Below are 13,216 nucleotides of genomic sequence, written 5' to 3'. Positions count from 1 at the left end.
CTACTAGGAGATTTTCAGTAGAGACTTACTCTCTCAATTTTTTAGTATAAAAGCTAGAAACCGATACGGAATTCATATCTCCCAAAATGCAAACAAAAAGCCCTATAGTTTCAAAAATTATTTCTCTGTTTTCAAGGGGTGGGTTTTGTATTCATAAAAAATATTCTCATCTTATGTTTAAGATACGCTCCCGATGTCTTGCTCTCGGTTTCACCTGTAAACCGTTAGGGTCAGTAAACCCCGTTAGAGAACCTTGTTCTCTAACCCCGTTTAGAAATTTATTTCTAACGGGGCTAACAAACTGCCCTGGCTCCATTAGATGTTTATTCCGTAAGAGACCAGAGGCTTTAAGGGGGTTACTGTCTAACAGGGTAAAGGCGCCAATCAAGAGCTTCAAAGTTTTTGAAGACCTGAAATTATTGTTATCCCCCCAATCTGAATCATCTTCCACATTGCTCCGCTTCAAATCCGTTTTCAAGAATAAAATCCTGAAAAACCTAAAACCATCGTTGTCCTTTTGGTCCAGATTTGTTGTTCCGCCTCCTCGTTTTAGACCCGTTTTCTTAACTCTTTTGATCCTCATAGTCCTTTTCGCCAATACTCTGGTTTTTGTGAGAGGTGTTTCTGCGGAAAGAGGATATTTCCCATTAAAAGTATTTAGTAGTTTACTAAAAAATGTTGACCAAAATACAGGATCCATAATCCATAATCTTCAAACAGACGATCTAGCCTTAAACAGCAAGATTAAACCGCAAGCCTCTTCCCCTACGGAACAAACATCGGAATCCCATCCATCTTCAGAGATTGTTTTAGGCGACTCTATCCCCAAGATAGTCTCTAATGCCTCTTCCAATAATATCAATTTACAGAATGTTACCACTAACGGTGCCAGCACATCACAGGACTTGAGCCTGCTTGGGAAAGTATATTTTGGTAGTGGTATTGAAGTTAAAGGGTCAACTGAATTGCAAAAGAGTGTGGATGTTGGGGGCAACTTCACGGTCGGAACAAAGGCTCTCTATGTTGATACTACTAATGATCAAGTAGGCATTGGCACTAAATACCCCCAGCATAAGCTTGATGTAGCAGGTAATGTAAAAGTCGGTCAAGAACTGATTGTGATTAAAGATGCCCATCTTTACAATAATCTTACCGTAGATGGTCAGACCAAGCTCACCGGCATTCTAGAGGCAAATGGCGGAATCTACATAGACGATGACAAATTTATTGTTAACGGCAAAACAGGGGATGTGGAAACAGCAGGCACTCTGCGCGTCCATCAAGACGCTTGGTTTAACCGCAACGTCTTTATTGGCAATGGCGGAACAGTGAATTATGCCACAGGAGACGGAGACCTCTATGTAGAGGATGTTTTAGAGGTTGACGGCACAATCTATGGCAATGTTATCGGCACCATTACCCCTGGTTTTACCCAAGGCTCGGTGGTTTTCACTGATGCCGCAGGCGCGCTGGCTCAAGATAACGCTAATTTTTACTGGGATGACACGAATAACAGGCTTGGGGTGGGGACGACAACACCAGGCGAGAAGTTAGAAGTTGTTGGCAACATCATATCCAAAGGAACTTCCTGGATAGCCCGAACCGCGACCGAAGCAAATACGTGGAATGGGGTAGCTTATGGCAATGGCTTGTTTGTCGCCGTCTCTTATAATGGCACCAACCGAGTAATGACTTCGCCCGATGGCATCACCTGGACAGCCCGAACTGCAGCCGAAGCAAATGGGTGGAATTGGGTCACTTATGGCAATGGTTTATTCGTGGCAGTCGCTGAAACTGGCACACACCGAGTAATGACTTCTCCTGATGGCATCACTTGGACAGCCCGAACCGCGGCCGAAGCAAATAAATGGGAAGGAGTAACTTATGGCAATGGCTTGTTTGTCGCAGTTGCTTACAGCGGCACACACCGAGTAATGACTTCGCCTGACGGCATCACTTGGACAGCCCGAACCGCGCCCGAAGCAAATTCGTGGTATTCAGTAACCTATGGCAATGGTTTGTTTGTCGCCGTCGCTTATAATGGCACCAACCGGGTAATGACTTCGCCCGATGGCATTACCTGGACAGCTAGAACCGCAGCCGAAGCAAATACGTGGTATGCAGTAACTTATGGCAATGGTTTGTTTGTGGCAGTTGGTCACAGTGGCACACACCGAGTAATGACTTCGCCTGATGGTATCACCTGGACAGCTAGAACCGCAGTAGCAGATTCTTGGAATTCAGTAACCTATGGCAATGGTTTGTTTGTCGCCGTTGGTCTAACTGACACTAACCGAGTAATGACTTCACCCGATGGCATCACCTGGACAACTAGAACCGCGCCCGAATCAAATTGGTGGATGTCAGTAACCTATGGCAATGGTTTGTTTGTCGCCGTGTCTTGGAATTGGAGTGGTGGCACACACCAAGTAATGACCTCTGGCAAATCTGAAATGAATGTTGTGTCAACTAATCATATCTATCAAGGCGGGATGTCCATAATGAGCGGAAACGTCGGCATCGGGACGAGCACGCCAGACAATCTTCTTTCTTTAAATAAAGCTTCTGGTGATCCTATTTTAGACTTTAAAATTGCTGATTCTACTAAATTCTCCGTGGGAGTTGATGACAGCGATAGCGATAAATTCAAGATTGAAACTGCTGCTACTTTAGGTGGGGCAACGCCCGCCTTCGTGATTACCTCCACGGGCGCGATCGGTATCGGCACGAGCGCCCCTGGCACCAAGTTTGTCATTGCAAATATAGACACTTCCGCTTCCGCCGCCAATATGTTTATTGATACGACCACGGGCAGTGTCTACCGTTCTACTTCCTCTTTGCGATACAAAGATGATGTGCAGACCCTGCAAGATGACTTTACCAAGATTCTAGAAGCAAGACCTACCTCCTTTATTGATAAAGCAACAGGAAAGAGGGATGTCGGCTTTATTGCCGAAGAATTTGACGCTTTAGGCCTTTCTAACCTTGTAATATATGACGAGCAAGGCAGACCTGACGCAATCAAATATGAACGGATCTCCCTTTATCAGAATGAGGTGCTCAAGGAGCAGCAGCAAAAGCTATCGGTCATAGATGATAATATGCAATTAGTGCAGAATGAACTTGGTATTTCCGCGGGCGACACGACCTCGCGTCTCACTGGCTTGGAATTAGGGATAGGGAATCAGGAATCAGGAATTCTGTCTTTAGAATCAAGAATCAAAGATCAAGAATCAAGGATTCAGGATCTGGAGACCCGAATTACGAATTACGAATCACAAATTACGGAAAATGATGCTGACACAGCGCCAGCACAAATGGTAGAGGGGGCTTCTTCCGAGCAAGTTGATCTAGAATCACTGCAAAGCACCCTCCAAACCCTAGTAGACAGTTTGAGCAATCTGGAGAATGTCTCCAATCAATTAAACACTTTAAGCGCCTCTATTTTAACAGTAATGGAATCCAACCAAGCGAATACCGCCAGGATTCAAGAACTAGAAGAAGAAACACAGAATTTACAGCAGATTGTAAAGATTGTGGAGGACAAAGTAATAATCGGCGACCCCAACAAATACCTTGTTCTGGATGCTGCCACAGGCTTAGAGATTAATAGCGAGAACTTCGCGGTAGATAAGGACGGGAATGTAAAGGTGAAAGGGGAGCTAAAGCTTGTTTCGGGCAGGATTCTCTCGGAAACTGGCATTCTGGAATTGAATCCCGGGGAAGCAAATGACACTGTGCCCGAACCGAAAGTGGTGGTGAAAGGTGATTTAGAGGTTGTAGGTAAGATAACCAATATAATCACAGGCACAGGTGTTATTGAAGCAGGAAAAAAAGACGCAGTTTTTGAGAATGAGGAAGTAACCAAAGATTCATTTATTGGTATAACCCCACTATCTTCCACATTTATTTATTTGTCTGAAGTGGGCGAGAAAAGTTTTACCGTTTCTGCTCTGGAAGAAGTGTCAGAAGATACGGAATTTAATTGGTGGATAATCAAAGAAGGGGGAGAAAAGAAAGGCGAAGATTAAAGATATTAAGATGCCACCTTCTTCTGGCAGATTGGCAGTTATTAGAGTCCGAAAATACTGGTCTATCCTTAATTAAAACAACAAATCCGCTAATTAAAATCCGCCTTAAAGTGCGCATGGAAGACTAACCCTCGCCCTTAAGGGTTAGTTTTTTAAAGATAAAAAACTCACATTAATTTTAATGTGAGATTTGCTTTTTATATAGTCCCTTCGTAGATTAGCCTATTTCCTCCTATTGGATCCATAATTATTATCCCTGCTTTATTAAACCTTGCAGTCAATCTTGTAGTGATTTTTTATTTGACAAAATTACGAATTATTGTTAGGATTGTTTATTGTCCTTTATTTTGTAGTATGATTTTTTATCTATAATGATACAAAAGGCATCTTCGTTAGTCTAACTAGAAGCTGGGTTATTGGAGATATTTATCATAAAGGAGATTAAAATGGCTGTAAAAATTTTAGTTGTCAACCAGTTGGTAGAAGTTGCTATAAATCTTAGAGATAATGACATGGTTCTTTTCCAATGGGGTAATTCAGACGGCGCTTTCTGTCGAATTTATTCCGATAAGGATAATGTTATAGAAAAATTGAAGACAAATTCAGATTTTGAAAAACATGAATCACTCTTTAAATCCTGCTTCTATTGCATGGGTAATATTGATGAAGTGAAAAAGAAGATTGAGGATTTATTTTCTTGAAACTTGAGGCAATTTGCATTGCCTCTTTTTTATTTTCAAAGATTTTTTTTTATGGTAAAATAAAAATGATAAAGACCCCTCCTAAATCTCCCCTTGGCAAGGAGAGGGGTATAATCATTATGCTTAAAGATCATTATTGCGGATTATTGTCTAAAAAAGAGGAAGGCAAAGAAGTAACTTTAGCTGGCTTTGTGCACGCTCGGCGAGACCACGGAAAATTAATTTTTTTAGATTTGCGCGATAAAGAAGGATTGGTGCAGGTAGTTGTGAATCCGGAGGTATCAAGAGAGGCGCACAAAATTGCGGAAGGCGCGCGGCCGGAGTTTGTATTGCAGGTAAAGGGCAAGGTGAACAGGCGGCCGGAAAAGTTAGTTAATCCGAATTTAAAAACGGGCGAGATTGAAGTAGAAGCGAGCGCGATTCATATTCTGTCCGCAAGCCGGACCCTGCCTTTTGAGGTGACAGATGATGGCAGAGAGGTGAAAGAGGATTTGCGGCTGAAATATCGTTATCTGGATATGCGCAGAGAGAGGGTGCTAAAGATTCTTAAAAAGCGGGCAAAAGCCGTAGATTATATCCGCGCCTTTTTAAAGAAAAAGGGATTTTTGGAGATTGAAACTCCGATTCTGACCAAATCTACGCCGGAAGGCGCGCGGGATTTTTTAGTGCCAAGCCGTTTGCACCCTGGGAAATTTTACGCTCTTCCCCAGTCCCCCCAGCAATACAAGCAGCTTTTGATGGTTGCAGGCGTGGAAAAATATTTTCAATTTCCGCGCTGTTTTAGGGATGAAGATTTAAGGGCGGATCGTTTGCTGGAATTTACGCAATTAGATATTGAGATGTCTTTTTGCGACCAAGAAGATATTTTGAATTTGACTGAAGAATTAATGATTGGCTTCACAGAGGGTGTTCTTAAAAAGGAAATCCAGGAAATTCCTTTTCCGCGCATTCCTTACCAAGAGGCAATGAAGAAATATAAATCTGACAAGCCGGATTTGCGGCGCGATCCCGAGAGCGGCAAAATGGCTTTTGCTTGGATTTACGACTTCCCGATGTTTGAATATCACAAAGAGGAAAAAGCTTGGGGACCGCAACATCACCCTTTTACCGCTATTCACACCGCGGATTTAGACCTATTAAAAGAGGGGAAAGATTTGGCTCGGATTAGGGCGTTGCAATATGATTTAGCTTTAAACGGCAATGAGGTTTTTGGAGGATCAATCCGCACTACTGACCCCAAAATTTTGAAGCGCGTTTTTGAACTTTTAGGCTACAAGAGCGGGGATATTGAGGAAAGGTTTGGGCATCTGTTGCAATCTTTTGAATATGGCGTCCCGCCGCACGGGGGGATTGCCGCTGGGCTGGATCGGCTTTTAATGGTGTTAATGGCTGAAAAAAACATTCGGGAGATGATTCCGTTTCCTACCACAGGAAAGGGGACAACGGCAGTGATGGACGCGCCGAATGAAGTGGACACTAAACAACTGAGGGAATTACATTTAAAGATTGTGAAATAAAAATTATTCTAATTATTCTAATTGTTCTAATTAACCTAAATAAATCCTAATAACTAAATCCCAATTACCTAATTCTGTTATTAATTGATTCATTGGTGCTTGGACATTGGTCATTTTTTAGAATAATTAGAATAATTAGGTCAATTAGAATAATTTTAATCATACATCTATGCTCAAACGTCTAGAAAATTTTCTAAAAAAATCAAAGGCGGTTTATAAGTTAATGCCGCATAAAACCGTTTATACGACATTTGACCTTGCCCAAACCTTGCGCGCGGATTTAAAAGAGATTGCCAAAACTTTACTGGTACGGGCAGATACGGAATTTATATTCGCGGTAGTGCCAGGAAACCGTCGTTTGGATATTATGAGGCTCAAAAAACTTATTAATGCCGAGCGGAAGAAAATGGGCGAGCGGGCTTGCCAGAAGCTGAAAATTGCCAGTGAGGCGCAGATTAAAATGAAGATCACCAAAAAAGCCGGTACCCTTGTTCCCTTCGGTTCGCTTTATAAACAGAAAACCTACATTGATAAATTATTGCTTAAAAATAAAAAGATTATTTTAAACGCTGGTAGTTTTGAAGAAGCAATCAAAATTACCGCTTCGGTTTACCGCAAGATTGAAAAGCCAGTTGAGGGTTTGTTTTCAAAAGCAAGATAACCTCTATCTATACCAATTGGTGGGGGATAAATATCAATGCGCCCATACCATTTTCAGCTGGAGAAATTTCAAGGTCCGCTAGATTTGCTGCTGCAGTTGATTGAAGATGAAAGGCTGAAGATTACAGACATTTCTTTAGCCAAGATAGCGGATCAATATTTAGCCTACATTGAGAATCGCAAAGTGAATCCCGAGCAACTCTCGGAGTTTTTAGTCGTAGCGGCGAGATTGCTTTTATTAAAATCCAAAGAAATTCTGCCTGATTTGGAATTGACGAACGAAGAAGAGGAAGATATTGAGGAATTGAAACAGAGGCTTAATATTTATCAAAAATACAAATTTTTAGCAGGGGAGCTCAAAAAATTAGAGAGTAGGGGAGAGTACAGCCTAATCCGTAATGTTTGGTTTTCGCGTAAGGTTTGTTTTTCCCCGCCATTAAAATTTTCAGCCAGCCGCTTAGCCAATATTTATGCTAATATGATCGAGCATTTTTTAGAGGAAGAGGAGAAGTTAGAGGAGGGAACTTTAAGAAAAAGTATTTCCGTTCGGGAAAAAATTGATTTTATTAAAATGTGCTTGGAGAGCCGAATGAAAGTGACCCTGGGAAGCCTGAACAAGACGGGGGATAGGTTAGGGCAGATTGTGAGTTTTTTGGCGCTTTTAGAGCTTTTGCGCCGTCAAGAGGTGATTGCGGAGCAAGAAAGGACTTTTGCAAAAATTAAAATTAGCAAGGCGTAGGGGAGAGGAACTAGTCCCCTATTGCTGATCAATTTTTTTTGAAGCATTTCTCTAATTGCAATAATAGGTCAAATAGATTGCAATTTTTTTGTATTTATTGTATTATTAGGCAAAAATATAGATATTTTCAAAAATGGATTTTTTATCTCGTTAATCTTGAAGCCATTTTTTTATGCGGAAAAATTTATTCATCACGACCATTTTTTGTCCGGCTACGGGGGGTATTGAGTTGTGTTTGCATAATATCATTAAAAGATTGCCAAAAGGGAAAGTGGTGGTCTTAACGAATAAAAGGAGAGAATTCGGCCGGGATTTTGACCGATGGCAGAATTATCCGATTTATAGAAGAGGATTAGAGACGCGTTTTTCCAAACCAAAATGGCTTGTTTCCCCCTTTTTTAGCCTTTGGATTGCCTTAAAAGAGAAAGTGGAATTTGTGCAAGCCGCCCATGGTTTTGCTTCCTACCTTGCGGCGTGGGTTTTAAAAAAGCTTTTGGGTCTTCCCTATTTTGTCTGGGCTTATGGTTTGGATATTTTAGCGATGCGGAAATCGCGTTTTTTGCGTTATTTAGTGAAGATAATTTACAAAGAGGCTGCCGGCGGGATCGCGAACAGCAATTTTACCAAAGAAGAAATGTCACTTTTGGGTTTGCCAGCGGAAAAGATTAGCGTGATTTATCCGGGAGTGGACGGTAGCTGTTTCCGGTCTGGTTTGGCAACGGCAGAGGTGAAGAAAAAATATCATATTCCTCCCGAAAAAAAAATTCTTCTTTCGGTTTCGCGGCTCGTCAGCCGCAAGGGTTTTGATTTGGTGATTCGCGCTTTGCCCGCGATTTTGGAAAAATTCCCCAACACCATTTATCTTATAGGAGGCAAGGGGCCGGATGAAGCAAGGTTGCGTGCAATGGTAGAAAAAAGTTCCGATCCTAGAATTCAAGAAGCGGTGGAGTTTATTGGTTTTGTGCGGGATGCGGATTTACCCCGCCTTTACAATTTAGCAGATATTTTTTTGATGCCTTCTAGGCAGATTCGCGAGGACGTGGAAGGTTTTGGGATGGTTTTTTTGGAGGCGAATGCCTGCGGTTGTCCCGTAATTGGCGGCAGATCAGGCGGCATACCTGAAGCCATTATTGATGGCGAAACAGGATTTTTGGTTGACCCAGAAAACCCTAAGGATTTAGCTTTCAAGGTGATTCAGCTTTTGGAAGACGAGAATTTAAGGAAGAAGATGGGAGAAGCAGGGCGTCGGAGGGTGAAAGCGGAGTTTAATTGGGAGAAGATAACAAAAGATTTTATAAGAAGTTCAGTAAGTATTAGTGAAAATTTTTAATTTCTAATTTTTAATTTTCATTAAATTTTTAATGAATCAATTTTCAAACGCCGTTAGAAATGAAAAATTTCCAAACGGGGCAAATAGTTTAAAAATTAAGTAATTGAAAATTTAATAGAAATTAGTAATTGAAAATTGGAAATTATTTTTACACCTTATGAAAAATATTTTATTTCTCGCCTACTACTATCCTCCAGTCAATAACGCCGGCACGCAGAGAATTGAAAAATTCGTAAAGTATTTGCCGGATTTTGGTGTGTGCCCGATTGTTTTAACTACTTCTTATTTCTCGCGGCGCTACGATCGGATGAAGAGCTTTACTTTAGCAAAGAGATTGGACAGGAAAAAACGTCGCGAGGATAAAGAGGCCTTGGTGTATCGGGCAGGGGAATTGCGTAATTTAGTAGTCAAAGAAGGGGGAGGAAGTAATCAAAATATTGCTGGCTATTCGGAAATTAAGAACAATTTTTGGCAAGCCAGGATTAAACAATTCATCAAAACTTGGTTTTTATTCCCGGATTCCAAGATTACTTGGTTAGTTTTTGCTTTTTTTTACGCCCTTTGGATTATTAAAAAATATAGGGTAGAGTATGTAGTGTCCTCTTTTCCGCCCGCTACCTCTCACCTGCTCGGTTTATTTTTAAAAAGATGCACTTATGTAAAGTGGATCGCTGATTTCCGCGACGGGTGGTGTCTGGATTCCTTGGAACCAGTCTTAACCCACTCCCCTGCTCGCCTTTTCTTAGAAAAAATTTTGGAAACCGCGGTGGTCAAGAATTGTGATCAAATTTTAGTGACGTCGCCAGATGTCGGGGAGTATTTTAAGAAGTATAGGGATAAAATCACACTCCTTTTCAATGGTTATGACGAGCAGGATTTTATCTTGGCGGAAAGAGATTTGGATAAGTTCAAAAGGTTGGAGAAATACTTTATTATTTCTCACACGGGGGCTTTTTATTATTCGCATCCTGGAAACACGCCACGTTATTTTCTGCAGGCATTAAAAGAACTTTTTTTAGAACACCCCGAGATGAAAGCCAAAACGCAAGTTTTTTTCTTGGGGAATTTAACTTTGGAAGAGAAAAAGATGGCTCATAGGACGGGCTTGGGTACGCGGGTAAAGGTTTTGGGTTTAAAGCCGCATATAGAGGCTGTCCAATATCGTTTGATTTCAGATGTTCTTTTGCTTGTGGACAGACCAATGCGCGGTCGTTCATCATACATCCACGGCAAGGTTTTTGAGCATCTTCGCGCCCGCAAACCCATTTTAGCTCTTATCCCGCAAGGAGCTTGTCGTGATTTTTTGACTCAACTGGGAGTGGGCGAGATTATAGAACCGCAGGACATCGCGGGGATTAAAAAGAAACTTTGGGAATTGTTTTCCGAATGGCAGAGGGGAGGAATATTAAGGTATGAATTAACGGACGGTGAGTTGATAAAGTTTGAACGCAAAAGTTTGACCAAGAAGTTGGTAGAGATTTTAGATTAATTTTCAATGATCAATTATTAATTTTTATTAAATTTCTAATTTTTAATTCCTAAGCTGTAGTTTTTTATTGTTTAAAAATTATTTCATTAAAAATTTAATAGAAATTAGAAACTGAAAATTGAAAATTTTTCTATGTTTCATCATTTGAATAAAATTCTCATCTTTGTTCTGGGTACCGCCTTTATATTAGCAATTTTAGCTAATGTCTTCGCCTGGAAATTTTTGATTTTGCCTTTGAGTATTATTACTGCTTTGGTTTTTTTCGTTTTGGCTTGGCGCAGATTAGATTATGCTTTGCATGTCTTTATTGCGGAATTGGTTTTGGGCGGTGCCGGCGGCAGATGGCTTGATTTCAAAGGACCAATTTCAATCCGCGTCGCCTTTTTTGCAATTTTGATTTTAGTTTGGCTTTTCTATATTTACAGAAAAAAAGTGAGTCTGGCGCCTTTAGCAGAGAGTAAATTTACGAAGCCCTTAGTAGTTCTCTTTTTCTTTTTTCCAATTTTTTGGGGGCTCTTGGGCTGGATTTATGGTTTTCCTTTGGAGTATATTCTGAAAGACGCTAACGGATTTTTGTTTTATATCCTATTTTTTCTTTTACTTACCGTTTTGCCTAAATATTCTGAAGGTCAAAAGCTCATCAAAGTTTATTTAGTTTCTATTGTCGCCGTGAGTTTTATTTTTACCCTATTATATTTCTTAGCCGCTTTAGGTATTATCAATATTTGGTTTTTAAAACAGGTCTTATTGTCTAGGATGTTTTATGGCGGGAAGATCGGGATTATGCCGGACGGAGCTTACAGGCTTTTTACAGGCAATGGCGTCTTTATCCAGATCGGACTTTTGCTCTTAGTCAGTTTTATTCTTATTCGCGGTCATTTAGGATGTCGTTCGCGAGCGACATCCTTAAGCAAGAATATTAGAAACCTCGTTTTAGTTTCTATTTTATTCGTGTATCTAGCTATTGTCGCGAGTTACACGCGGGGTTTTTGGGTGGGTATTATCGGCGCTCTTCTATTCCTCTTATTCTGGTTATCGTGGAAACAAAGGTTTAAACTTTTAGTCGGCGCTATTGTTCTGTTTTTAATTTCCGAGATTGTTTTTCAAGGTCTTTTCCATCTCTCTTTTTCCAATTTTTTCTTTAATCGTTTAGCTACGAGCGTAAGTGTGGAAAAGGACCCTATTTCGGTAGGAGAGCGCGTTTCCCAAGTGCGGGTTTTGGGCGGCTCTATTCTGCGCCATCCTTTTTGGGGCACGGGTTTTGGAACCTATTTCCCCGTCTATCGCACCGAGGCCGAGGTGGCGGATCCTTATTCTTTTGAATTGGGATATCTTGATATGCTCGTGAAATGGGGGGTTATTGGTTTTGCTTTTTGGGGTCTCGTGATCTTAGGCATATTTTTCAAAGGCTTGAAACTACTCTGGTTTAAATTTGATTTAGGAAAAGAGCAAAAAGCGCTCATTCTGGGTTTTTTGTCGGGTTTAATCGCGCTCTTAATTGTAGGCGGCACCTCGCCATTTTTAATGTCTAGTTTCGGGATTGCGCATATCGTATTGACTATTTACCTTTTGGCAGTTATAGACCAGCCGCCATCTTATATTTCTAAAGAATAATTTACAGAATCATTGTTTCATTGTTCTCGCTCGGGCTTCGCCCTCGCTCCATTGTTTCATTGCTAAAATAAAACAACAATGAAACAATGATTGAATTATACATACTTCTTTAATGCATTTTCTTATTAGAATTCTATGAACCCCAAAGTCACCATCAATCTCTTGGGTTGGAACAGTAAGAAATATCTAAAGCAAGCTTTTGATTCGGTTTTGGAACAGACTTATCCGAATTTGGAAATCGTGTTTATTGATAACGGCTCCGAAGATCATTCGGTGGATTTTGTGCGGAAAATTTTCCGCGAAATTAAGATTATTGACAATAAGAGAAACCTAGGTTATGCCGAGGGTCATAATATGGGAATCAGACAGGCTTCTGGTCAATATGTGATCTGTATGAATCCCGATATCATTTTGGAAGATGATTTTGTTGCGCGCGCGGTTGGAGTGATGGAGAAGGATGACCGCGTCGGCGCTTTGGCGGGTAAACTATTGCAAATGAAAGAGGATGGAACAAAGACTGACATTATTGACTCCACAGGTTTTAAAATTTTTAAAAGCCGCCGCGTGATTGACCGCGGGCACGGTGAAGCTGACGCGGGGCAATATAGGAAAGAAGAGCAAGTTTTTGGCGTTTCAGGCGCTTTGCCTGTCTTTCGGAAAAAAGCGCTTCAAGACGTGCGAATCTTCGGCGAATATTTTGACTGCGATTTTGAAAATTATAAAGAAGACATTGATCTCTCGTGGCGCATGAATCTATACGGCTGGAAATGCGTCTATGCGCCTCGCGCTATCGCCTACCACGAGCGCGGCACAGGCTTAGGCGAACAGGCAAAAGGTAAAGATTTTTTGCGAGAGAAGAAAAAGCATTCTTTCCGCGCGAAATACTTTTCTTTTAAGAATCATAGCTTGATGCTTGTTAAAAACGATTTTCTGCGGCATTATTTATTAGATTCGCCTTTTATCTTATGGTATGAGTTGAAGCGCTGGGGTTATGTTTTATTGCGCGAACCCCGCTTGTTTGGTTCTTTTTTAAAATTAGTGAAGCAACTTCCGCACGCCTTTAAAAAGCGGCGGGCGATTATGGCAAATCGCAGGGTTAAAGCAAGAGAGGTCAGAAGTTTTTTTGAGTGATTAA

10 protein-coding genes are annotated in these 13,216 nt (G+C 41.0%); 9 read left to right on the top strand and 1 reads right to left on the bottom strand.

Features of this window, described 5'->3' with window-relative positions:
* Positions 1-166: 166 nt before the first annotated feature.
* The gene (locus tag PHW01_00895; GenBank protein ID MDD5626562.1) at positions 167-583 is read right to left on the bottom strand and encodes a hypothetical protein; all 417 of its coding nucleotides are present in this window, start codon (positions 581-583) and stop codon (positions 167-169) included.
* Between PHW01_00895 and PHW01_00890 the strand changes: the two genes are divergently transcribed.
* From PHW01_00890 to PHW01_00850, 9 genes are all read left to right on the top strand, one after another.
* On the top strand, positions 573-4,031 hold the full coding sequence (locus PHW01_00890; GenBank protein ID MDD5626561.1) for a hypothetical protein: 3,459 nt from the start codon (positions 573-575) through the stop codon (positions 4,029-4,031). The two genes, PHW01_00895 and PHW01_00890, sit on opposite strands and share 11 nt — an antisense overlap.
* Positions 4,032-4,477: 446 nt before the next feature.
* Positions 4,478-4,732, top strand: a complete 255-nt coding sequence (locus tag PHW01_00885) for a hypothetical protein (GenBank protein ID MDD5626560.1) — start codon at positions 4,478-4,480, stop codon at positions 4,730-4,732.
* Positions 4,733-4,851: 119 nt separating this feature from the next.
* Positions 4,852-6,249: an aspartate--tRNA ligase gene (gene aspS, locus PHW01_00880; GenBank protein ID MDD5626559.1), complete on the top strand. Its 1,398-nt coding sequence runs from the start codon at positions 4,852-4,854 to the stop codon at positions 6,247-6,249.
* A 169-nt stretch (positions 6,250-6,418) separates the two neighbouring features.
* A complete protein-coding gene (locus tag PHW01_00875; protein MDD5626558.1) occupies positions 6,419-6,910 on the top strand; it encodes a YbaK/EbsC family protein in 492 nt (163 codons plus the stop codon).
* A 36-nt stretch (positions 6,911-6,946) separates the two neighbouring features.
* Entirely contained in the window at positions 6,947-7,648 is a 702-nt protein-coding gene (locus PHW01_00870) for a segregation/condensation protein A (protein MDD5626557.1), read from the top strand.
* 172 nt (positions 7,649-7,820) lie between these two features.
* The gene (locus PHW01_00865; GenBank protein MDD5626556.1) at positions 7,821-8,978 is read left to right on the top strand and encodes a glycosyltransferase family 4 protein; all 1,158 of its coding nucleotides are present in this window, start codon (positions 7,821-7,823) and stop codon (positions 8,976-8,978) included.
* 157 nt (positions 8,979-9,135) lie between these two features.
* Positions 9,136-10,467 (top strand): hypothetical protein, encoded by a 1,332-nt coding sequence (locus tag PHW01_00860; protein ID MDD5626555.1) that lies wholly within the window; start codon positions 9,136-9,138, stop codon positions 10,465-10,467.
* A gap of 132 nt (positions 10,468-10,599) precedes the next feature.
* Entirely contained in the window at positions 10,600-12,081 is a 1,482-nt protein-coding gene (locus tag PHW01_00855) for an O-antigen ligase family protein (protein MDD5626554.1), read from the top strand.
* A gap of 135 nt (positions 12,082-12,216) precedes the next feature.
* Positions 12,217-13,212: a glycosyltransferase family 2 protein gene (locus tag PHW01_00850; protein ID MDD5626553.1), complete on the top strand. Its 996-nt coding sequence runs from the start codon at positions 12,217-12,219 to the stop codon at positions 13,210-13,212.
* The last annotated feature ends 4 nt before the right edge of the window (positions 13,213-13,216 follow it).

The sequence above is a fragment of the Patescibacteria group bacterium genome, assembly GCA_028717685.1.
Classification (GTDB): domain Bacteria; phylum Patescibacteriota; class JAQUNI01; order JAQUNI01; family JAQUNI01; genus JAQUNI01.
Note: the sequence above shows the minus strand (reverse complement) of the source record. Positions and strands in the feature narration are given on the sequence as shown.